This is a genomic window from Achromobacter sp. GbtcB20, assembly GCF_019091095.1.
GTDB lineage: Bacteria > Pseudomonadota > Gammaproteobacteria > Burkholderiales > Burkholderiaceae_B > Achromobacter > Achromobacter mucicolens.
Map to the genome: position 1 here is coordinate 23,927 of NZ_JAGXJZ010000027.1, position 21,060 is coordinate 44,986.

The following is a 21,060-nucleotide window of genomic DNA, read 5'->3' on the forward strand; positions in this document are numbered from 1 at the left end:
CGTCCCCACAGGCGAACCGGAGGCAGAGCGGTCCGTGTTTCCCTTGCACGATAAATAAGGGACGGAGGTATACATCGGTCTGAGCGCCCAGTTTGGATGGCGGCACGGATCGGACAGCGTTACAATACTTCGGTTACGCCGGCAATACGTACTTATCTTGCCGGCTTCCGGGTTCAAAATTCCAAGTCTCATGTTCCGACAGCGCAGCATTCAGAATCTCGTCCGCACGACAGGCGTCGGCGTCCACTCCGGACGGCGGGTGGAGCTCACCCTGCGTCCGGCACAGCCCAACACCGGCATCGTCTTTCACCGTGTGGATCTGCCGCAGGTCGTCGACCTGCCCGCGCAAGCCACGGGCGTGGGCGATACCCGCATGGCTTCCGTGCTGCAGCAGGGCAATGTCCGCGTGTCGACGGTGGAACATCTCATGTCGGCGCTGGCCGGCCTGGGCATCGACAACCTGCACGTCGACCTCACTGCCGAAGAAGTCCCCATCATGGACGGCAGCGCGGCGACGTTTGTGTATTTGCTGCGCTCGGCGGGCATCGTCGAGCAGAACGCGCCCAAGCAATTCATCCGCGTCCTGAAGCCGGTAGAAGTGCGCGAAGGTGAAGGCCGCAACGAGAAGTGGGCGCGCCTGGAACCCCATGAGGGATACGCGCTGGCCTTCTCGATCGACTTCCGCCATCCCGCCATCGACTCGACGGCGAACTTTGCGGAAATCGACTTCGCCACGCACTCGTACGTGCGTGAGATCGCGCGGGCGCGCACCTTTGGTTTCGTGAATGAAGTCGAGGCCTTGCGGTCGATGGGCCTGGCCCGCGGCGGCAGCCTGGACAACGCCATCGTCATGGACGAGTACCGCGTGTTGAACAGCGACGGGCTGCGTTACGACGATGAATTCGTCAAGCACAAGATCCTGGACGCCATCGGCGACCTGTATCTGCTTGGCAAGCCGCTGGTGGCGCGCTATGTGGCGTGCAAGTCGGGCCACGGCCTGAATAACCAGCTGGCCCGCGCGCTGCTCGAGCAGCGCGACGCCTGGGAAATCGTCACGTACGAATCGCAGGCAGAAGCGCCGCAGGCGTTTCGCCACGAATGGAAGCTGGCCTGACGCCAGCTTGCCCTTGAACCCGCGCCCGGGGGCCTGACCCCGACTTCGCGCGGGTTTCTGTTTGGATTCCTGCTTAAGGACGGCACTGGCCGTCATCCCCTGGCGCGATAGTCGCAAACCGGTAGCAGACCATGTGGCCATTGGTCTGAAAAGTTGGTTTCGTGACGTTTCCAGCCCTGCCAGTTGCCGGACAAAGCCGGTCGGCTCAGCTACTCTTGTGGTGCTTCAAGAGCTTGGCGACGGCGTCGGCCAGAGGACCCGGCCGCAGATTGCCGTGTAGCGTTTCGAACGCGCCCAGGGCCTTGTCGCCTAGGGGTTGCGCCTCTTTGGGAGGGCGCGGCTGACGGGAGCCAGGCTTGGGCAAACCCGCTTGTACCTTGATGGCAATTTCGTTAAGGTTCCAGCCTTGATCGGCCAGCGACCGCGCAATGCGCGGCGCCAATTGACGCATTTTGGCCGCGTGCGCGGCCGTGGGCACCACCAGGTGCAGGCACAGGTTTTCCAGCTTGGCGACCTGGCACACGGCACCCAGCGGAGCGGGCAACACCGCCGCCACCGCATACTGAATTTGCAGATGCTTGCGGGCAGTCGCCAACACGCCGGCGCCCCGCATGTCATGACCCAGCCATCCCAGGGCGGTATTTTCTACGCGCCGGCTGGAACTGGAACGTTGACGGTATGAAGCGGGTCTATTCATGCCGGCTTTAAAAGAATTAGGAAGCAAACCTTGAAGATCGTGATTATGCACGCCCGCGAAGGGCAGGACGGGCATTTCACCCTGGGCGGCGCGCGACTGGCGTTGTTTCTGGGGGGCGCCTTGATTACCGCGGCCATTTTTGGCGCCGCGCTTCAACGATACATCACTCCCATCCTTCCCGCCGTGCACACGATGGGTTGGCCGTTGTCCGAACAGCCCGGGCGCGACGCCGATTTCCTGCGTGAAAACATGAACTTGCTGGCTTCGAAGGTGGGGGCGCTGCAGGCCAAGCTGGTCAGCATCGACGGCCTGGGCCAGCGCGTGGCCAAGGTGGCGGGCGTGGCCTACACCGACCCGGAACTGGCCCAGCAGCTTGCGTCGGCCGCGCCCGAAGCGCCGGCCCACCCGGAGGCTACGCAGGTCATGGACGATCTGTTCACCGACCATCCGCCGCCCACCGCGGCGTCGGCCGAGGCGCTGGGCCGGCAGCTTGACGAGATCCAGGCGCGGCTCTCGCAGCAAACCGACAATCTGAAGCTGCTGGACGCCGCGCTCACCAAGCGCTCAGCGGATCAGGCGCGCATGCCGACCGCCATGCCCATCACCGATTACCCTTATCTGACCTCCTCGTATGGCTGGCGCCGCAACCCGGTGACGGGCCGGTCGGCCATGCACGAAGGGCTGGACTTCGCCGCGCCCTCGGGCACGCCGATCCTGGCCGCCTCGGGGGGCGTTGTCCTTGAGGCCAAATGGGCGCCCGGCTTTGGCAACATGGTCGAGATCGATCACGGCGACGGCCTGATCACCCGCTACGCGCATGCGTCTTCGCTGCTGGTCAAGCAGGGCGATCTGGTCGAACGCGGCCAGCAGGTCGCTCGTGTGGGAAGCTCCGGCCGCTCCACCGGTCCGCATCTGCATTTCGAGGTCCGCCTTGCCGGACAGCCGCTGGATCCGCGCCTGTTCCTCGGTCCCCAGCAACAGCCCGCGCCGCCCGCCGTCGCGCGAGCCGCCGCGCCGTGAACCCACGGCGGGTTGGCCGGTCAAACCGGCCAACAGTGATACCCTGGTCATAGGTCCAGGCTATTACGCTTCAGGTGCGTTAAACTGGATCGTTTCCCGGCGGACTCCCGCTCAACCAATAACATCAAGTCACGGGTGATGCCACGCACGCTTTGGCGGTGCGGCATGGCTTGTGCGGCCGACAATACGCATGGTTTCTCTGCTCAAAAAACTCATAGGTAGCCGCAACGATCGGCTGCTTAAGCAGTATCGCAAGCTGGTAACCCAGATCAATGGGCTCGAACCCAAGATCGCCGCGCTCTCCGACGCGGAACTGGCGGCCAAGACCGACGAATTCCGTTCCCGCCACGCCCAGGGCACGTCCCTGGACGATCTGCTTCCCGAAGCTTTCGCCGTGGTGCGCGAATCGGGCAAGCGGGTCTTCGGCATGCGGCACTTCGACGTGCAGATGCTGGGCGGTATCGCCCTGCACAACGGCAAGATTGCCGAAATGCGCACGGGCGAAGGCAAGACGCTCATGGCGACGCTGCCCGTCTACCTGAACGCGATCGCCGGCAAGGGCGTGCACGTGGTCACGGTGAACGACTACCTGGCCCGCCGCGACGCCGAATGGATGGGCCGGTTGTACCGCTTCCTGGGCATGTCCACGGGCGTGGTCGTGCCGCAGCAGCCGAACGAAGAAAAGAAGGCCGCCTACGCTGCCGACATCACGTACGGCACCAATAACGAATTTGGCTTCGACTACCTGCGCGACAACATGGAATTCCGTGTTGAGGACCGCCGCCAGCGCGGGCTGTTCTACGCCATCGTCGACGAAGTGGACTCGATCCTGATCGACGAGGCCCGCACGCCGCTGATCATCTCGGGTCAGGCCGAAGACCACACCGAACTCTACGTCCGCATGAATGCGGTGCCGCCGCTGCTCAAGCGCATGGCGCACGAGCCCAAGCCGCAGGAGCCGGAACCCGAAGGCGATTATTGGGTCGACGAAAAGAGCCAGCAGGTCTACCTGTCGGAAGCCGGCCACGAACACGCCGAAGGCATTCTTGCCCGCCTGGGCATCCTGCCCGAAGGCGAATCGCTGTACGACCCGCGTCACATCGCGCTGATGCACCACCTGATGGTGGCGTTGCGCGCCAACACCCTGTTCTTCCGCGACCAGCAGTACGTCGTGCAGGACGGCGAAGTGGTGATCGTGGACGAATTCACGGGCCGCCTGATGGTGGGCCGCCGCTGGTCCGATGGCCTGCACCAGGCCGTCGAGGCCAAGGAAGGCGTGAAGATCCAGCACGAGAACCAGACGCTGGCGTCGATCACGTTCCAGAACTACTTCCGCATGTACGAAAAGCTGTCCGGCATGACCGGTACGGCCGACACGGAAGCGTACGAATTCCAGGAAATCTACGGGCTTGAAACGGTCATCATCCCGACCAACAAGCCCATGGTCCGCAAGGACCAGAACGACCAGGTCTTCAAGACCGACGGCGAAAAGTACAACGCCATCCTCGAAGACATCCGTGACTGCCACGAGCGCGGCCAGCCCGTGCTGGTCGGCACGACCAGCATCGAGAACTCCGAGCTGCTGTCCGGCCTTCTGAAGAAAGCCAAGCTACCGCACGAGGTCCTGAACGCCAAGCAACACGCCCGCGAAGCCGAGATCGTGGCCGAAGCCGGCAAGCCGGGCCACATCACCATCGCCACCAACATGGCCGGCCGCGGCACCGACATCGTGCTGGGCGGCAGCGTCGACAAGCAGGTCGACCTGATCCGCGCCGACGAATCGCTGTCCGAAGCCGAGAAGACCGCGCGCATTGAAAAGATCCGCGCGGAATGGAAGCCGCTGAACGAGCAGGTCAAGGCGGCAGGCGGCCTGCGCATCATCGGCACCGAGCGCCATGAATCGCGCCGTATCGACAACCAGTTGCGCGGCCGCGCCGGCCGCCAGGGCGATCCGGGCTCGTCCCGTTTCTACCTGTCGCTGGAAGATTCGCTGATGCGCATCTTCGCGGGCGACCGCGTGCGCGCCATCATGGAACGCCTGAAGTTGCCTGAGGGCGAGCCCATCGAGGCCGGCATGGTCACGCGTTCGATCGAAACCGCGCAGCGCAAGGTGGAAGGCCGCAACTTCGACATCCGCAAGCAATTGCTGGAATACGACGACGTCGCCAACGACCAGCGCAAGGTGCTGTACTCGCAGCGCAACGACGTGCTGGAAGCCGCCAGCGTCGGCGCCACGGTGCACAACCTGCGCGACGCCGCGGTGACCGACCTGTTCAACACGTACGTGCCGCCGGAATCGGTGGAAGAACAGTGGGACATCCCCGCGCTGCAAAATGCGCTGGAAGGCGACTGGCACCTGCATCTGCCGCTGACGGAGATGCTTGAAAAGGAACCCAACCTGAACGACGAGGAACTGCGCGAACGCGTGGTGGCCGCGGCGCGCGATGCGTACCAGGCCAAGGTCGACCAGGTGGGCGAAGAATCGTGGTCGCAGTTCGAGCGTTCGATCATGCTGCAGGCGATCGACACGCACTGGCGCGAGCACCTGTCCGCGCTGGACTACCTGCGCCAGGGCATTCACCTGCGCGGCTATGCGCAGAAGAATCCCAAGCAGGAGTACAAGCGCGAAGCCTTCGAACTGTTCTCGGGCATGCTGGACCGCGTGCGCGACGATGTGGTCAAGGTGCTGATGACGGTGCGCGTGCAATCGTCCGAGCAGGTCGAGCAGGCCGAAGCCGAAGCGGCGCAACCGCACGTGCAAAATGTGCAGTACCACCACTCGGACTACGACGAGGCGCTGGCGTCCGACGCGCAGGAATCGGGCGCTCAGCCCGCGCGCAACGCCATGCCCAAGGTCGGCCGCAACGATCCGTGCCCGTGCGGCAGCGGCAAGAAGTACAAGCAGTGCCACGGTAAGCTGGTCTGATAAAAGGGGTTAGCCTTCATGCTGCATTCCGTCGGCCGCACTGAATTCGACCACGCCGTCGTCATGGTGCGCGACCGGCTGGATGCGCTGGCGCCCCATTACGAACGGCAGGGCTTTCACCTCAGCGACAAGGCCGTGCACAACCTGGGGTCGTGCAACCGCCTGATCGTGCTGGAAGGCACGTACGTCGAATTGCTGGGGTGGCCGCCCGGCGCGCCGCCCGCGCGCAAGGAAATCGCCGATTCGCCCTTTGGCCTGGAAGCGCTGGTGTTTCGCACCTATGACGCCGAAGCCACCTACACGCGGTTGCGTGAGGCCGGCTTTGCCGTCAACCCCGTGCAGGAACTGACCCGTCCGGCCATGCTGGACGGCCAGGAAGTTCAGGCCCGATTCCATACCGTGCGCTTTGCCGAGCAACCCTTGCCCGGCATCCGCATGTATTTCTGCCGTCACCTGACGCCCGAGTGCGTCTGGTCGCCGGCATTGATGGCGCATCCCAACGGGGCCCGCAGCCTGCATCGTATCGACGCGCGCGCGGCGGACGCCCGAGGCGTGGCCGAGCGCCTGGCGCTGGTGGCCGGGGTGACGGCCGAAGCCGCCACCGGCGGTTGGGACGTGCCGCTGGCGAACCTGCGCATTCATGTCCAGCAGGACGATGCGGCGCAGACGCCGGTCTTGTCCACCCTGACCCTCGAAAACCGCGACGGCGCGCATTACACGCTGGATACGGGTTTGTAAGCTACCCGCGTAGGCCTGCCCGTCGATCGGCCCGCCGCTTTCCGGCGGGCTTTTTCATGCCTGTCGTTCCCTTGGTGTCCGCGCAGTGAGACGGCGCAGGTCTTGCGCGCTTGGGGCAAACCCGGGTTGCCGCGTAAAGTGTATGCACTTTAGTATGCACTTCATCCCGACTGGAAATTTGCCCACGCGATCCGGTATGACGCTCTCCCAACCCTCGACGCGACCCGCTCCCCGCGCCGCCCGCACGTCGGCCGGACAGGCCGAACTGTATGGCGCCGTCAAGGCGATGGCGGTGCGTTTCGAATTCAAGCCGGGCGAACGCATCAACGAGGTTGAACTGGCGCGCCGCCTGAACGTCAGCCGCACGCCGCTGCGCGAAGTGCTGAACCAGCTGATGGTCGAGGGGTTCCTGACGCGGTCGGTCAACCGCGGGTTCATCGCGCGGCTGCTGGATGCCAAGCAGATCCACAGCCTTTACGAATATCGCGCGGTGCTGGAAGCCGGCATCGTGCGGGCCGCGTGCGAACGCGCGACCGACGAAGAACTGGCCAGCCTGCGCGCCTTTGTCGAGCGTTCGCGCGACGAACCCGAAGACAGCGATGCCGCCAGGCTGCTGGAACTAGATGAAGCCTTTCATCTGGCGCTGGCGCGCTACTCGCGCAACGAGGAATTCGTGCGCGCGCTGGAAAGCGTCAATGCGCGCATTCATTTCGTGCGCTGGATCGACATGCAGCAGGGCCGCCGCAGCCACACGCAGGGCGAGCACCTGCGGATCGTGGATGCGCTGGAGCGGCGCGACCTCGACGCCTTGCCCGCCCTCATCAGTGCGCACATCGGCCGGCGGCTGGACCAGATCACCGACGTCATACGCACGGGTTTTTCTACCATTTACATGCGGGACCAGGCCGAACCCGCCAAGGCAGTGCCGGCCAACACCACAACAGCAGGGGAAAACTGATGAATAAAACGATCAAGCGGACGCTGGCGGCGGTATGCACGCTGGCCGCGGCAGGGGGCGCTTTTGTCGCCGCGCCGGTGATGGCCGAGGAACGGCCGCTGATTCTCGTCGTGCCGTATCCGCCCGGTGGCAGCACCGACATCCTGGCGCGGATCCTGCAGCCGCGCCTGTCGCAGCAGATGGGCGGCCGCGCGGTGGTCGTCGAAAACCGTCCGGGCGCAGCCAGCCAGATCGCGACCGCATTCGTGGCGCGGGCCGAGCCGGACGGCAACACGCTGCTGGTCAGCTTTGACAATCACGGCATCAATCCGGCCGTGAAGCCCAAGCTGCCCTATGACACGTTCAAGGATTTTGTCGCCATCGGGCAGACGGTGCGCTTTCCGCTCGTGATCGGCGCAAACCCGAGCGTGCCCGGGGACAACCTGAAGGAATTCCTGGCGGCGGCCGCCAAGCAGCCGCCCAACAAGTTCAACTACGCCTCCACGGGCGTCGGTTCGCTGAACCACCTGGCGCCGGAAGAACTCAAGCGGCTGTCCAAGGTCGAGCTGTTGCACGTGCCGTACGGCGGCGGCGGACCGGCCATCCAGGCCGTGGTCGGCGGCCAGGCCAACATGACGTGGCTGAGCTTTGCGGCGCTGCGCGGCCAGATCCAGGGCGGCAAGATCAAGCCGCTGGCGGTCGCTGGTGAAAAGCGCCTGCCCGAACTGCCCAATGTGCCGACCGTGGCCGAGTCGGGCTTTCCCGGCTTTGTCGCCTATTCGTGGAGCGGCATGTTTGCGCCGAAGGGCACGCCGCCGGCCACCGTCAAGAAGCTGACGGCCGACTTCCAGGCCGTGCTGGCCGATCCCGAGATCAAGAAGAAGATCACGGAAGCGGGCTTTGAGATCGTGGCTTCCGATGGCCCGGCGCTGGATGCGTACGTGAAGTCGGAATACGACCGCTGGAGCGCCTTCATCAAGAGCAGCAACATCAATCTGGATAACTGAACGGCGTCGGTCCGGCAGCGGCGGCAAGGCCGCCGCTGCGGGCCGGCTCCTGAATTACGTGGAGATGACATGGAACACATGAACGGCGCCGAAGCGATGGTGCGGATGCTGCAACACAACGGCGTCAAACACATTTTCGGCCTGTGCGGCGACACCACGCTGCCGCTGTATGACGCGCTGTACCGCCTGGATCACGGCATGCAGCACATCCTGACGCGCGATGAGCGCAGCGCCGGCTACATGGCGGATGCCTATGCCCGCGTGACGGGCAAGGTCGGCGTGTGCGAAGGCCCCAGCGGCGGCGGCGCGACCTATCTGCTGCCTGGCCTGGTCGAAGCCAACGAATCGTCGATTCCCGTGCTGGGCATCACGTCGGACGTGGCTGTCGGCTCGCGCGGCAAGTACCCGCTGACCGAACTGGACCAGGAGGCGCTATACCGCCCGCTGACCAAGTGGAACCGCACGATCGATCGCGCGGACCAGATTCCGGGCATGGTGCGCGCGGCCTTCCGCGCCATGACGACCGGCAAGCCCGGCTCGGCGCATCTGTGCTTTCCCTATGACGTGATGAAGCAGCAGGTCGATGCGTCCGATGTCTGGGCGCAGCCCGAGCACGGCAGCTTCCCGGCCATGCGCTTTGCGCCGGACCCCGCCGACGTGGCCCGCGCGGCGCAGCGGCTGGTGGCCGCGCGTTCGCCGGTCATCATCTGCGGTGGCGGCGTGGTCATCGCCGGCGCCAGCGGCGCGCTGCAAGAATTGGCCGAGTCCCTGAAGGCCGCGGTCTGCGTGACGGTGAGCGGGCAGGGCAGCCTGGCCGACACCCATCCGCTGAACGCGGGCGTGGTGGGCTCGAACGGCGGCGTGATGGCGACGCGTGATGTCGTTGCGGCCGCCGACGTGGTGCTCTTCGTGGGCTGCCGCGCGGGGTCGACCTCGACCGAGCACTGGCGCTTCCCGAATCGCAATGTGCCGATCCTGCACATCGACATCGACCCGATGGTGATCGGCGCCAACTACCTGACCGAAGTCGGCCTGGTGGGCGACGCCAAGCTGGCGCTCGAGGCGCTGTCCGCCGAAGTGCAGGCGCGCATCAAGCACCGGCCCTCCGATGCGGCCGATGGCGCCGTGCTGGCCGGCCGCGCCAAGGCCGCGCGCCGCGCGCAGCTTGAACCGCTGGCCGCCAGCCTGGATGCGCCGATCCTGCCCGAGCGCGTGGTGCAGTCGCTGAACCGCCTGCTGCCCGACGACGCGGTGGTGTGCGCGGATCCCGGCACGCCGTGCCCGTATTTTTCGGCGTACTACGATGTCTCGCGCCCCGGCCGCCACTTCATCACCAACCGCGCTCATGGCGCGCTGGGTTTTTCGATGTCGGCGGCGCTGGGCGCCTGGGTCGGCCGTCCGCAGTCCAAGTGCGTGTCGGTGATGGGCGACGGCAGCTTCGGTTTCACGGTGGGCGAGCTGGAAACCATCGTGCGTCACAAGGCGCCGCTCTTGATGGTGGTGTTCTCGAACTCGGTCTATGGCTGGATCAAGGCCAGCCAGAAGGCCGGTTACGACAAGCGCTACTACAGCGTGGACTTCAACCGCACCGACCATGCGCGCATTGCCGAAGCCTACGGCGTGAAGGCATGGCGCGTCGAGGATCCGTCCAAGCTGGACGCGGCGATCAAGGCCGCCATGGAACACGACGGCCCCGCGCTGATCGACGTGGTGACGCAGCCGCTGCAAGACGCCGCGGCGCCCGTGAGCCAATGGATGGGCTGATGCGCTAGCCGCATTCGCTGCATTGCCGATGGGGCCCGTCGCGGGGCCCCATTTTTCTTGGCCGGCCGGATTAGAAAAAAATTCCACGCCGGCGGGCTCGCTCCTATACTGGACCGCTTCGGAGCGGCGGGCCGCGGGCGCCCGGCGCCGTCAACGCGACAGCAGAGGGGGCGGGCATGGACCTGGGGATCAGCGGCAGAAAGGCACTGGTGTTTGGCGGCAGCCGCGGCATGGGGCGCGCCTGCGCCTTGCAGCTTGCGCGCGAGGGCGTGGCGGTGACCATCGCGGCGCGCAATCCGAAGACGCTGGAGGAAGCCGCCGCCGAGATATCGCGTGAGACCGGCACCGGCGTGGGGTGGGTGTCTGCCGACCTGACGCTCCCGCAGGGGCGCGACGCGGCCATGGCCGCCTGTCCGCATCCGGACATCCTGATCAACAACGCCGACGGCCCGCTGCCGGGCGACTTCCGGGACTGGTCGCACGACGACTGGATTGCCGCGCTGGACGCCATGATGCTGGGACCGATCGACATGATCCGCCGCGTGGTGGACGGCATGGTCGAGCGGCGCTTTGGCCGGATCGTCAATATTGTGTCGCGCAGCGTGAAGGCGCCGCACGCCGAGCTGGGCCTGTCCAATGGCGCGCGCTCGGGCCTGATCGGCTTCGTGGGCGGTCTGGCGCGCCAGACCGTGCGCCACAACGTCACGATCAACAACCTCTTGCCCGGCGCCTTTGCCACCGATGCGCAGATCCGGCACATCCAGGGCATGGTGGAGCAGGGCGGCAAGACATTCGAACAACTGTGGGACGAGCGGGCGCGCAGCAATCCCGCCGGCCGGTACGGCCAGCCCGAGGAACTGGGCGCGCTGTGCGCCTATGTCTGCTCGGCCCACGCCGGCTACATGACGGCGCAGAATCTGCTGATCGACGGGGGCGGTTACCCCGGGACCTACTGATGGCATCGAAAACATCCATGGATCAGACGGACCTCAAGATACTCGCGCTGCTGCAGAAGGACGCCACCTGTTCGGTCGCCGAAGTGGCCGAGCAAGTGAACCTTTCCGTGACGCCGTGCTGGCGCCGCATCCAGAAGCTGAAGGATGACGGCGTCATCGCGCGCAACGCCATCCTGCTGGACCCGCGCGCGCTGGGTTTGAACCTGACGGTGTTCGTGTCCATCCGCACCAGCCAGCACAACGAGAAGTGGACGCAAAGCCTGATCAACGCGGTGATGGCGTTGCCCAACGTCGTCGAATTTCACCGCATGGCGGGTGACGTCGACTATCTGCTGAAGGTGGTGGTCGAGGACATGGCGGCCTATGACCGCTTCTATCGCCGGCTGATCGGGGCCGTGGACCTGCTGGACGTCAGCGCCAGCTTCTCGATGGAAGTCATCAAAAGCACCACGGAATTGCCCTTGAACGCGGTGTAGGCGCGCGGCGCGCAAATTTTTTTCTGCCGCCCGCGCCGCCGCGGATGCAAATTTCTTTCTGCGTGTTGCGCGGGCCCAATCTGGCAATGCTTTTGCTTGAGGGGCGGCGTAGGATATCGCTCACTCCAGTCTTGGAGTGATTTGGGATATCAGAGGACCCTATGTCGTTGGCAGTGCCCGCCGGCTGCGCCGGATTGCAGAAAACGCGGCAAGCAGCATCGGTGGATGACCTGCTGGCCGGCTGGAACGGCGTCGACGACCTGTGGGTGTTTGCCTACGGTTCCCTGATATGGCACCCCGGCTTTGCCTGGCGCGAACGGCGCCTGGCCACGGTGCGGGGCTATCACCGCTCGCTCTGCCTGTGGTCGCATGACCACCGCGGATCGCCGGACAATCCGGGGCTGGTGTTCGGCCTGGACCGTGGCGGCTGTTGCCGGGGCGTCGCGTTTCAGATCGCGGCCAGCGACGTGCCGCAGGTCTTTCAGGCCTTATGGCGGCGCGAGATGGTCACGGGCGCCTACAGCCCGCGCTGGCTGACCTGCCACACCGACGATGCGCCCGTGCGCGGACTGGTGTTCCTGTTGAACCGCGCCTGCCGCGAGTACGCGGCTGACCTGTGCGACGACCGCCTGCTGGCGTCCGTGCGCAATGCGGTCGGGCATTCCGGGCCTTGTCTGGACTACGTGGTGGAAACGGCGCGTGCATTGCGCGCGCACGGCATCGACGACTGGCGCCTGGGAGACCTGGTGCGCAAGTTGGGCCATGCGTTCTGACGCGATCAGAATTGCCAGCGGCCAAACACGAACAGCACATTGCCGGCGCCGCTTGAGCCCGGGATATACGTGGCGTACAGCATGGCGTCCTTGTAGCCGGCGCTGACCAGCGGCAGGATGCCGGGAAACGGCACGTAGCTCATGATGTCGTGGCGCGCGGTGAGGAACACCGTGTAGCCCGCGCCAAGCCGGAAGTTGTCGCTGACCTGGCCGATTTTCAGAAAGCCGTAGCCGGCAATGGGCTGCACCTTCGAGTGCGAGTCCAGAAACGCCATCGCGTACAGTCCCTGCCAATCCCCGTCCTCGTCGTAGATGCTGCGCCCGTAGCCGCCGCCCCAGGCCAATTCACGGAAGCTGTCGATCTTTTCGGCGCTGTACTTGGCGCGGTTGTGCCAGGCGTAGCCGCTGACATACAGGTCATTACCGCCTTCGGTCCAGATCTGGTCGATGCGGTTGCACGCGGACTTGGCCCATGAGGGCATGTCTTCGCAAGCGTGGGCGGTAACGGTGAAGACGGACAACAGCAGGCAAAACAGCGCGGCTCGGAGTCTGGTGGTCATGGCGGCCCCAGGGAAAAGATGACAGTTCCGTTACTGTAACGGAGGGCATGTCGTCTTCCCTGTCAGAGGGCTGTCATCCCCGCGCATTCGGGGGTATTGCCGCCGATCTGGCGGCGTGTCGTGGCGGGGGCGCTACAACAGAAAGATGGTGGCCAGGCCCAGGAAAATGAAGAAACCCAGCGAATCGGTGGCGAAGGTGAGCAGCACCGACGAGCCCATCGCCGGGTCCTTGCCGAATCGTGCGCGCACCATGGGCACCAGCACGCCGACCGACGCGCCGACCAGCATGTTGCAGATCATGGCGGCCATCATCACCAGCGCGATGGACACGGAGTGCGAGATCACCCACGCGAACAGGGCGGCCACCACGCTGCCGCACAGTCCCACCAGCAGCGTCACGAAGAGCTCGCGCTTGACGAGCTGCCACAGGTTGCGGCCCGTGATGCGGCCCATGGCCAGCGCCCGGATGATGAGCGTCATGGTCTGGTTGCCGGAGTTGCCGCCGATGCCCGCCACGATCGACATCAGGAAGGCCAGGATGACGATCTGGCTGACCGTGCCTTCGAACTGCGATGCCACGAACGACGCCGTGGCGGCGGTACAGAGATTGAAGAGCAGCCACGGCGCGCGGTTGCGCAGCGCGGTGGTGACGGGGGCGAAGATGTCTTCTTCCTGCAGACCGGCGCGCGACAGCGCCTGCTCTTGCGAGTCTTCGCGCATCACGTCCACCACGTCGGCGATGGTGACGCGGCCGATCAGCCGGCCCTGGTCGTCCATCACGGGGGCGGACACCAGGTCATAACGCTCGAAGGCGCCGGCCGCGTCGGCATCGGAATCCAGCGGGTTCAGCGTCAGGAAGTCGGAATTCATGACTGCCCGCACTTCGGTTTCGGGCTCGCTGACCAACAGGCGCGACAGCGGCAGGATGCCCTGCAGCTTGTCCTGGCGGTCAACGACGAAGATCTGGTCGGTGTGGTCGGGCAGTTCATGCAACCGGCGCAGGTAGCGCAGCACGACCTCGAGCGTGACGTCCTCGCGCACGCGCACCATCTCGAAATCCATGATGGCGCCGACGCTGTCTTCCGGATAGCCCATGGCTTCCAGAAGCTGCGCGCGTTCTTCCTCGGTCAGGCCCTTTTGCACTTCCGCCACCACGTCGGGCGGCAGGTCGGGCGCCAGGTCGGCGAGCTCGTCCGCGTCCATGCTTTCGGTCGCGGCGACGAGGTCCTGGCGGTCCATCGCCTCGATCAGCGATTCGCGGACCCAGTCTTCGACTTCGAGCAGGACGTCCGCGTCGTGCTCAGGGCTGACCAGCTTCCAGATCGCCTGGCGCTCGTCCTTGGGCAGCGATTCGAGGATGAAGGCGATGTCGGCGGGGTGCAGGCCGTCGACAAGCGTTTTCAACTCGGCTTCGTGCTGGCGGTGCACCAGGTCTTCGACCAGGGGCGCCTTGGCGTCGCCTTCTTCCTGGCGGTGAACCAGTTCTTCGACGAGGTGCTGGCGCCGCAAGCGCTCCTGGACTTCCGCGAGGGCGGTCTGGGCGTCTTCCGGGTCGAGCCGGCGGGGCGTCGCGGGCGGTTTCTGCGCGGCGGCGGACTGCGTCATGCGTTACGGCTCAAAGTGTGGGGAGAGGGCGGCTGCGCCGCGCTTCGTCGGTGGCGACGTAGGTCAGCGTGGCCTCGGTGACCTTGACGACTTCGGCGTCCAGGCGCTGGCGTTCCGCGTAGACCTCGACGGATACCGTGATGGACGTGGTGCCGGTCTTGACGATGGCGGCGTAGAAGCTGAGCAGGTCGCCCACGAACACGGGCTCTTTGAACTGGAAGGCATTGACCGCCACGGTGGCCACGCGGCCGGCGGCACGGCGGGCGGCAGGGATGGACCCTGCGATGTCTACCTGGGACATGATCCAGCCGCCAAAAACGTCCCCGTGGATGTTCGCGTCGGCCGGCATCGGCATGACGCGCAACACCGCGTCGCGATGGGCTGGCAGAGTCGTAAACGGGGTTTTGGTGCTGGAGGTCATGCGGCCGACTCCAATGCTAGAGAACCAGCCGATTATGCAGGAAAAACGCGACGGCGGCGTGCGCGTTGACGCCCGCCGCCGTCGCCTTGCGTGGTCATCAGGTCGCCAGCTTGACGATCCCGTAGCCGCCGACCAACAACCAGACGTAAAGGATGAAGCCCAGGGCCATGACACGCGGGCCGGCCTTGCGGATCTGGGCGAAGCGGGTTTCGATGCCCAGCGCGGTCATGGCCATGGTCAGCGCGAAGACGTCGAGCCGGCGGATGGCGGCGACGATATCCGCGGGAATGATGTTCAGGGAATTGACGATGGCCAGCGCCAGGAAGCCCACGGCGAACCAGGGGATGGGCAGCTTTTGCCCCTTGCCCTGGCCGCCGCCCGCGTGCAAGGCGGCGCTGCGCAGGTACATGCCCAGGATCAGCAGCACGGGCACGAGCAGCGCCACGCGGGTCATCTTGACGATGGTGGCGACTTCCGTCGTGGCGGGGTCGATGTTGCTGGCCGCGCCAACCACCTGCGCCACCTCGTGGACGGTGCCGCCAATATAGATGCCGAGCGCCTGGGTATCGAAGTTCAGCCAGCCCGCGTGATAGAAGACCGGGTAGAGGAACATCGACAGCGTGCCAAACAGCACCACGGTCGCCACGGCCACCGCGCTCTTGTGGGGGGCGGCGCGCAGCGTCGGTTCGAAGGCCAGCACCGCGGCCGCGCCGCAGATGGCGCTGCCTGCGGCGGTCAACATGGCCGTATCGCGATCCAGGCCCAGGAGCCGTTGGCCGACCACGGTGCCGATCAGCAGCGTGCCCACCACCACGGCCACCGAGACCGCCAGGCCCGGCATGCCGACGGCGGCAATCTGCTGGATGCTGATGTTCAGGCCGTAGAAGGCAACCGCAATGCGCAGCAGGCGGCGCGCCGTGAAGTTCACGCCCACGCCCCAGTCTGCGGGCATGGTGCCGCGCAGGAAGTTGCCGTAAAGCATGCCGACAACGATGCCCACGACCAGCGGCGAGAAGCCTAGTTGGCGGATGAAGGGAAGATCGGCCAGTTGCATCACGGCGCCGGCCATCAAGCCCACGAACAACACGCCATTGAGCTTGTCGCGCCAGGGCGTGGCCGCGGCAGCGGGAGTGGGGGAGAGCGGAACGGCGGTGGTGGTGGAGGTATTCATTACTGGCCCTTTGGGCATAACTACATAACTAGACGAAATATTAGATCCGGCCGTATTATTTGAAAAATCTTCAATCTAAATATTGAATATCAGGAAATCTGATATCAGTTCGCTCATGACGCCGGATCAATTGCTCACGTTCGCCGCGGTCGCCGATACCGGCAATATCAGCCGCACCGCCCAGGCGCTGCATTTGTCGCAGCCGGCGGTCTCGGGCCAGCTGCGCGCCTTGCAGGAGTGGTTTGGCGAGCCCCTGTACCGCCGCAGCGGCCACGGCATCGCGCTGACCGAAGCCGGCGAGCGCCTTGCCGAGCAGGCGCGCCAACTGCGGCAGGTGTACCGGCAGGCGCAGGCCGTGCGGGAATCGTGGCGCGGGCTGGAAACCGGCGCGCTGCGGCTGGGCGCCAGCACCACGCCGGCCAGCTATCTGCTGCCCCGTCTGGTTGCGGACTTTCGCCACGACTTCCCCGCCGTGAGCCTGCACCTGTCCGATGGCAACACGCGCGAGATCGTCGAGCGCCTGCCCGCGCTGGATCTGGCGTTCATTGAAGGGGATGTGCCCGCCGGATTGCCCGCCGATACCGCGGTGCACGCGTGGCGCCAGGACGAGGTCGTGGCGATCGTGCGGGCCGATCATGCCCTGGCGCACAAGGGCGCCGTGACGCTACGGGATCTGGCGGCCTCGCCGCTGGTGATGCGTGAACCGGGTTCCGGCGTGCGCCGGCTGGTGGAACGGGCCTTCAGCGATGGCGGGTTGGCCCCGTCTGTCGGCCTGGAGCTGGCCGGGGTGGAAGGCGTGAAGCAGGCCGTGCGGGCAGGGTTGGGCGTGGGTTTCGTGTCGGTGATGTCGATGCGGCACGAAGACGGCGCACTGGCGGCCCTGCGGCTGTTGCCCAAACCGCTCACGCGGACCCTGAGCATCCTGGTGCCGCACGCCGATGCCGCCGCCCGCGCCGCCGAGCGCTTCCTGGCGATGTGCCTGGCGGTCGGCGGGCAGGAGGGCTAGGCCGGAATCAGGCCTTGGCCAGCCGCTTGAGCGCGAGCTGCACCCAGTACGTGCCGCCCAGCGGCAGCAGATCGTCGTTGAAGTCATAGCTGCCGTTGTGCAACATGCAGGGGCCCAGGCCGTGGCCGCTGTCGCGGTGCTCGCCGGTGCCGTTGCCGATCCAGACGTAGCAGCCCGGTAGTTCCTGCAGCATGAACGCGAAGTCCTCGGCGCCCATGGTCGGCTGCACATTCGCGTTGACGTTGGCGTCGCCGACGATGTCGCGGAGCACGTCGGCGCAGAACGCCGCTTCCTCGGGGTGGTTGATGGTGGGCGGATAGTTGCGCTGGAAGGTGAATTCGACCTCGCAGTCCATCGCCGCGCTGGTGTGGCGCGCGATTTCTTCCATACGGCGTTCGATCAGGTCCAGCACGTCCAGCGTGAAGGTGCGCACCGTGCCGCGCAATTCGGCATGATTGGGCACCACGTTGTCGGCGCTGCCCGCATGGATCTGCGTGATGCTGAGCACCGCAGCGTCCAGCGGATTGCGGTTGCGCGTGACGATGGTCTGCAGCGATTGCGCCATCTGCACCGCCGCCATGACCGGGTCGATGCCCAGGTGCGGCATGCCCGCGTGCGTGCCCTTGCCCTTGATGACGATCGAGAATTCGTTGCTGGAGGCCATGATGGGGCCGGGCGTCAGGCCGAACTGGCCGGGCTTCATGCCGGGCCAATTGTGCATGCCGAACACCGCTTCCATCGGGAAGCGCGTGAACAGGCCGTCGTCGATCATGCGCTTGGCGCCGCCGCCGCCTTCTTCGGCAGGCTGGAAGATCACATAGACCGTGCCCGCGAAATCGCGGTGCTCGGCCAGGTATTGCGACGCGGCCAGCAGCATGGCGGTGTGGCCGTCGTGGCCGCACGCGTGCATCTTGCCGTCGTTCTTGCTGGCGTGCGCAAACGTGTTGGCTTCCTGCATGGGCAGCGCGTCCATGTCGGCGCGCAGGCCCACCGCGCGATCGCCGGGCTGGTTGCCGCGGATGATGCCCACGACGCCGGTGCCGCCCAACCCGCGATGGATTTCGATGCCCCATTCCTCGAGCTTGGCCGCCACCACATCGGCGGTGCGGAACTCTTCGAAGGCCAGTTCGGGATGCGCGTGGATGTCGCGTCGGATCTTGGAAATATCCTGGTGCCAGGCAACGATGGGTTCAAGGAGTTTCATGAGCGAACTCGGGGGAAATAGGGGGAACGGACAAAGGGTATCATCATTCAAAAATCAATTTAATGGAGACAAATACCATGACGCGTCCGTGGCTTGCTCAGTATCCCCAAGGCGTTCCTGCGGAGATCTCCACCGAGGAATATTCCTCGCTGACCGACTTGCTGGACCGGGCCTGCAAGCGGTACGCGACGCGCATCGCCTGCACGGCGATGGGCAGCGACATCACCTACGCGCAGCTGGACGGGCACGCGCGCGCGTTCGCGGCCTGGCTGCAAGGGCTGAACCTTGAAAAGGGCGCGCGCGTCGCGCTGATGATGCCCAACGTGCCGGCCTATCTGGTGTGCATGCTGGGGGCGCTGCGCGCGGGCATGACGCTGGTGAACGTCAATCCGCTCTACACCGCCGATGAATTGCAGCGCCAGTTGCTGGACAGCGGCGCGTCCGTCATCGTCATCCTGGAAAACTTTGCGCATACCTTGCAGCAGGTCGCCGACCGCGGCGAACTCAAGCACATCGTCGTGACGGGGCCCGGCGACCTGCTTGGCGGCCTGAAGGCGCCGCTGGTCAACCTGGCCGCGCGCTACATCAAGAAGATCGTGCCGCCGTGGCATATCGACGGCGCGCTGGCGCTGCCCAAGCTGCTGCACGAGGGCGCGCATCTGCCTTTCAATCCGCCGGCCATCTCGATGGATGACGTGGCGGTGCTGCAGTACACGGGCGGCACCACCGGCGTGCCCAAGGGCGCCATGCTGTCGCACCGCAACCTGGTGGCCAACGTGCTGCAGACCGAGGCGGTCGCGCAGCCGGTCGTGCACGACATGGCGGACCAGCAGCTCACCATCATCAGCGCGCTGCCGCTCTATCACGTGTTCGCCATGACGGTGTGCGGTCTTTACGCCCTGCACGCGGGCATGCGCAACGTGCTCATCATCAATCCGCGCGACCAGCCTTCGCTCATCAATGCGTGGCGCAAGACGCCGGTGAATGTGTTTCCCGGCGTCAATACGCTGTTCAACGCGCTGGCGCACAACGAGGACTTTGCGCGCCTGGACTTCTCCGGCCTGCGGCTGACGCTGGGCGGCGGGATGGCCGTGCAGCAGCAGGTGGCCGAGCGCTGGCTGAAGATCACGGGCCGGCCGCTGATCGAGGGCTACGGCCTGTCCGAGACGTCGCCGGTGGCGACGGTCAATCCCACCAATGCCACCGCGTATTCGGGTTCCATCGGGCTGCCGCTGCCGTCGACGGACGTCGCGATCCTGGACGATGCGGGCAACGAGGTGCCGCTCGGAGAACGTGGCGAGGTCGGGATTCGCGGGCCGCAGGTCATGGTGGGGTATTGGCGCAAGCCCGACGAGACGCGAAATTCGATGACGGCCGATGGGTTCTTCCGGACTGGCGACATCGGCATCATGGACGAGCAGGGCTATACCCGCATCGTGGACCGCAAGAAGGACATGATCGCGGTGTCCGGCTTCAAGGTCTATCCGAATGAGGTCGAGGCCGCGGTCGCGCAGCATCCGGGCGTGCTGGAATGCGCCGCGATCGGCGTGCCGGACGAGCACTCCGGCGAGGCGGTCAAGGTGTTTGTCGTGAAGAAAGACCCGTCGCTGACCGAAGCCCAGGTGCAGCAATGGTGCAAGGACAAGCTGACGGGCTACAAGCGGCCGCGCTTCGTTGAATTCCGCGACGAGCTGCCCAAGAGCAACGTGGGCAAGATCCTGCGCCGCGAACTGCGGCCTGACGCGCAGGCCGCGGCGCCCGCGAAGACGTCCGCCTAGTGGGGCGCCTCAGCCTTGCTTGTTCAGGTGAGGCGCAATCATTTCGTGCAGCGCGCGTTCGATGGCGGGATTGCCCGCCACGACGCGCCCGCCGATCGGCCAGGGATCCTGCTTGTGCATGTCGGTGCACACGCCGCCCGCCTCGCGCAGGATCAGCGTGCCCGCGGCCACGTCCCAGGGCGCCAGGCCCATTTCCCAATAACCGTCGTACCGGCCGCAGGCGGTCCAGGCCAGGTCCAGCGCGGCCGCGCCCATGCGGCGCACGCCGCGCGCGCGGTTGATGGCGTCGTGCAACATCGGCATGTATTGCGCGGCGAACGAAAAATCGCGAAACGGAAAGCCTGTGGCCAGCACGGCGTCTTCGATCGTCTGCGTGCGCGAACACGAGATGCGGCGGCCGTTGAGCCACGCGCCCACGCCGTACACGCCCGTGAAGAGCTCTTCGCGGCTGGGGTCGTAGACCACGCCGATGACCGGCGTGTCATCGGCCAGCGTTTGGTTGGCGGACATCGAGGTGCCGGCATGCGCGATCAGGGCGATCGACACGGCGTAGTGCGGGATGTCGTGCAGGAAGTTGGTGGTGCCGTCGAGCGGGTCGATGTACCAGGTGGCCACGCCTTGGGCCTTGCCGCCCGTTTCCTCGGCGACGATGCCGAACTTGGGGGTGCGGGCCTTCAATTCCTGGATGATCGCGGCCTCCGCCTCGCGGTCCGCCTGGGACACGAGGTCGTTGCGGGCCTTGCGATCGATCACGAGATCGGCGCGGTGGTGCGCGTAGGATTGCAGGATGGCTGCGCCCGCATGAGCTGCCGTGACGGCCGCGTCGATCGCGGCGCACAGGTCGATGGGCGATGCCAGCGATTGGGGCTGATCGTAGGTATCCATTGGCCCAGTGTAAGCCCACCAA

At 65.7% G+C, this 21,060-nt stretch carries 19 protein-coding genes; 12 read left to right on the top strand and 7 right to left on the bottom strand.

Annotated features, from left to right (window positions below):
- Positions 1-190 precede the first annotated feature (190 nt).
- Positions 191-1,114, top strand: a complete 924-nt coding sequence (gene lpxC / locus KVT32_RS24905; protein WP_056320776.1) for a UDP-3-O-acyl-N-acetylglucosamine deacetylase — start codon at positions 191-193, stop codon at positions 1,112-1,114.
- Positions 1,115-1,319: 205 nt separating this feature from the next.
- On the opposite strand, the gene KVT32_RS24910 is transcribed toward lpxC, so the two are convergent.
- Entirely contained in the window at positions 1,320-1,727 is a 408-nt protein-coding gene (locus tag KVT32_RS24910) for a DciA family protein (protein WP_081101088.1), read from the bottom strand.
- A 129-nt stretch (positions 1,728-1,856) separates the two neighbouring features.
- Here KVT32_RS24910 and KVT32_RS24915 point away from each other — a divergent pair, with 129 nt between their 5' ends.
- From KVT32_RS24915 to KVT32_RS24955, 9 genes are all read left to right on the top strand, one after another.
- Positions 1,857-2,831, top strand: coding sequence for a M23 family metallopeptidase (locus KVT32_RS24915; protein WP_152385417.1), 975 nt, complete (start codon positions 1,857-1,859; stop codon positions 2,829-2,831).
- Positions 2,832-3,021: 190 nt separating this feature from the next.
- Positions 3,022-5,757 (top strand): preprotein translocase subunit SecA, encoded by a 2,736-nt coding sequence (gene secA / locus KVT32_RS24920; RefSeq protein ID WP_152383391.1) that lies wholly within the window; start codon positions 3,022-3,024, stop codon positions 5,755-5,757.
- Between the two features lie 18 nt (positions 5,758-5,775).
- Positions 5,776-6,495: a VOC family protein gene (locus tag KVT32_RS24925; protein ID WP_056320784.1), complete on the top strand. Its 720-nt coding sequence runs from the start codon at positions 5,776-5,778 to the stop codon at positions 6,493-6,495.
- 196 nt (positions 6,496-6,691) lie between these two features.
- Positions 6,692-7,453, top strand: a complete 762-nt coding sequence (locus tag KVT32_RS24930) for a GntR family transcriptional regulator (RefSeq protein WP_056320787.1) — start codon at positions 6,692-6,694, stop codon at positions 7,451-7,453.
- Positions 7,453-8,439: a tripartite tricarboxylate transporter substrate binding protein gene (locus KVT32_RS24935; protein ID WP_217618977.1), complete on the top strand. Its 987-nt coding sequence runs from the start codon at positions 7,453-7,455 to the stop codon at positions 8,437-8,439. The genes KVT32_RS24930 and KVT32_RS24935 overlap by 1 nt, the downstream gene beginning before the upstream one ends.
- A 69-nt stretch (positions 8,440-8,508) precedes the next feature.
- A complete protein-coding gene (locus KVT32_RS24940; protein WP_217618978.1) occupies positions 8,509-10,203 on the top strand; it encodes a thiamine pyrophosphate-binding protein in 1,695 nt (564 codons plus the stop codon).
- Positions 10,204-10,379: 176 nt separating this feature from the next.
- On the top strand, positions 10,380-11,159 hold the full coding sequence (locus KVT32_RS24945) for an SDR family oxidoreductase (protein WP_056320795.1): 780 nt from the start codon (positions 10,380-10,382) through the stop codon (positions 11,157-11,159).
- Positions 11,160-11,176: 17 nt separating this feature from the next.
- The gene (locus KVT32_RS24950; RefSeq protein WP_056320797.1) at positions 11,177-11,635 is read left to right on the top strand and encodes an Lrp/AsnC family transcriptional regulator; all 459 of its coding nucleotides are present in this window, start codon (positions 11,177-11,179) and stop codon (positions 11,633-11,635) included.
- Between the two features lie 161 nt (positions 11,636-11,796).
- Positions 11,797-12,408 carry a gamma-glutamylcyclotransferase gene (locus tag KVT32_RS24955; protein WP_056320800.1) on the top strand — a complete coding sequence of 204 codons (612 nt, stop codon included), beginning with the start codon at positions 11,797-11,799 and terminating at the stop codon, positions 12,406-12,408.
- Between the two features lie 5 nt (positions 12,409-12,413).
- Here KVT32_RS24955 and pagP read toward each other — a convergent pair whose 3' ends face one another.
- From pagP to KVT32_RS24975, 4 genes are all read right to left on the bottom strand, one after another.
- Positions 12,414-12,968 carry a lipid IV(A) palmitoyltransferase PagP gene (pagP, locus tag KVT32_RS24960; RefSeq protein ID WP_152383395.1) on the bottom strand — a complete coding sequence of 185 codons (555 nt, stop codon included), beginning with the start codon at positions 12,966-12,968 and terminating at the stop codon, positions 12,414-12,416.
- Positions 12,969-13,100: 132 nt separating this feature from the next.
- The gene (mgtE, locus tag KVT32_RS24965; protein WP_062841653.1) at positions 13,101-14,573 is read right to left on the bottom strand and encodes a magnesium transporter; all 1,473 of its coding nucleotides are present in this window, start codon (positions 14,571-14,573) and stop codon (positions 13,101-13,103) included.
- 10 nt (positions 14,574-14,583) lie between these two features.
- Positions 14,584-14,994, bottom strand: a complete 411-nt coding sequence (locus KVT32_RS24970) for an acyl-CoA thioesterase (RefSeq protein ID WP_056320808.1) — start codon at positions 14,992-14,994, stop codon at positions 14,584-14,586.
- 97 nt (positions 14,995-15,091) lie between these two features.
- On the bottom strand, positions 15,092-16,165 hold the full coding sequence (locus KVT32_RS24975; protein ID WP_217618979.1) for a YeiH family protein: 1,074 nt from the start codon (positions 16,163-16,165) through the stop codon (positions 15,092-15,094).
- A gap of 115 nt (positions 16,166-16,280) precedes the next feature.
- Between KVT32_RS24975 and KVT32_RS24980 the strand changes: the two genes are divergently transcribed.
- The gene (locus KVT32_RS24980) at positions 16,281-17,171 is read left to right on the top strand and encodes a LysR family transcriptional regulator (protein ID WP_056320812.1); all 891 of its coding nucleotides are present in this window, start codon (positions 16,281-16,283) and stop codon (positions 17,169-17,171) included.
- A gap of 7 nt (positions 17,172-17,178) precedes the next feature.
- Here the strand turns inward: KVT32_RS24980 and KVT32_RS24985 are convergent, their stop codons facing one another.
- A complete protein-coding gene (locus tag KVT32_RS24985) occupies positions 17,179-18,375 on the bottom strand; it encodes a M20 aminoacylase family protein (protein ID WP_056320815.1) in 1,197 nt (398 codons plus the stop codon).
- Positions 18,376-18,452: 77 nt separating this feature from the next.
- Here KVT32_RS24985 and KVT32_RS24990 point away from each other — a divergent pair, with 77 nt between their 5' ends.
- On the top strand, positions 18,453-20,153 hold the full coding sequence (locus KVT32_RS24990; protein ID WP_217618980.1) for an AMP-binding protein: 1,701 nt from the start codon (positions 18,453-18,455) through the stop codon (positions 20,151-20,153).
- A gap of 9 nt (positions 20,154-20,162) precedes the next feature.
- On the opposite strand, the gene KVT32_RS24995 is transcribed toward KVT32_RS24990, so the two are convergent.
- Positions 20,163-21,038 carry an inositol monophosphatase family protein gene (locus KVT32_RS24995; RefSeq protein WP_152383398.1) on the bottom strand — a complete coding sequence of 292 codons (876 nt, stop codon included), beginning with the start codon at positions 21,036-21,038 and terminating at the stop codon, positions 20,163-20,165.
- Positions 21,039-21,060 lie beyond the last annotated feature (22 nt).

What these genes read in the sequence shown, in the direction of transcription:
- lpxC (WP_056320776.1), top strand. Translation starts at nt 191, where the DNA reads ATGTTCCGACAGCGCAGCATTCAGAATCTCGTCCGCACGACAGGCGTC.
- KVT32_RS24910 (WP_081101088.1), bottom strand. Translation starts at nt 1,727, where the DNA reads ATGCGGGGCGCCGGCGTGTTGGCGACTGCCCGCAAGCATCTGCAAATT.
- KVT32_RS24915 (WP_152385417.1), top strand. Translation starts at nt 1,857, where the DNA reads ATGCACGCCCGCGAAGGGCAGGACGGGCATTTCACCCTGGGCGGCGCG.
- secA (WP_152383391.1), top strand. Translation starts at nt 3,022, where the DNA reads ATGGTTTCTCTGCTCAAAAAACTCATAGGTAGCCGCAACGATCGGCTG.
- KVT32_RS24925 (WP_056320784.1), top strand. Translation starts at nt 5,776, where the DNA reads ATGCTGCATTCCGTCGGCCGCACTGAATTCGACCACGCCGTCGTCATG.
- KVT32_RS24930 (WP_056320787.1), top strand. Translation starts at nt 6,692, where the DNA reads ATGACGCTCTCCCAACCCTCGACGCGACCCGCTCCCCGCGCCGCCCGC.
- KVT32_RS24935 (WP_217618977.1), top strand. Translation starts at nt 7,453, where the DNA reads ATGAATAAAACGATCAAGCGGACGCTGGCGGCGGTATGCACGCTGGCC.
- KVT32_RS24940 (WP_217618978.1), top strand. Translation starts at nt 8,509, where the DNA reads ATGGAACACATGAACGGCGCCGAAGCGATGGTGCGGATGCTGCAACAC.
- KVT32_RS24945 (WP_056320795.1), top strand. Translation starts at nt 10,380, where the DNA reads ATGGACCTGGGGATCAGCGGCAGAAAGGCACTGGTGTTTGGCGGCAGC.
- KVT32_RS24950 (WP_056320797.1), top strand. Translation starts at nt 11,177, where the DNA reads ATGGATCAGACGGACCTCAAGATACTCGCGCTGCTGCAGAAGGACGCC.
- KVT32_RS24955 (WP_056320800.1), top strand. Translation starts at nt 11,797, where the DNA reads ATGTCGTTGGCAGTGCCCGCCGGCTGCGCCGGATTGCAGAAAACGCGG.
- pagP (WP_152383395.1), bottom strand. Translation starts at nt 12,968, where the DNA reads ATGACCACCAGACTCCGAGCCGCGCTGTTTTGCCTGCTGTTGTCCGTC.
- mgtE (WP_062841653.1), bottom strand. Translation starts at nt 14,573, where the DNA reads ATGACGCAGTCCGCCGCCGCGCAGAAACCGCCCGCGACGCCCCGCCGG.
- KVT32_RS24970 (WP_056320808.1), bottom strand. Translation starts at nt 14,994, where the DNA reads ATGACCTCCAGCACCAAAACCCCGTTTACGACTCTGCCAGCCCATCGC.
- KVT32_RS24975 (WP_217618979.1), bottom strand. Translation starts at nt 16,165, where the DNA reads ATGAATACCTCCACCACCACCGCCGTTCCGCTCTCCCCCACTCCCGCT.
- KVT32_RS24980 (WP_056320812.1), top strand. Translation starts at nt 16,281, where the DNA reads ATGACGCCGGATCAATTGCTCACGTTCGCCGCGGTCGCCGATACCGGC.
- KVT32_RS24985 (WP_056320815.1), bottom strand. Translation starts at nt 18,375, where the DNA reads ATGAAACTCCTTGAACCCATCGTTGCCTGGCACCAGGATATTTCCAAG.
- KVT32_RS24990 (WP_217618980.1), top strand. Translation starts at nt 18,453, where the DNA reads ATGACGCGTCCGTGGCTTGCTCAGTATCCCCAAGGCGTTCCTGCGGAG.
- KVT32_RS24995 (WP_152383398.1), bottom strand. Translation starts at nt 21,038, where the DNA reads ATGGATACCTACGATCAGCCCCAATCGCTGGCATCGCCCATCGACCTG.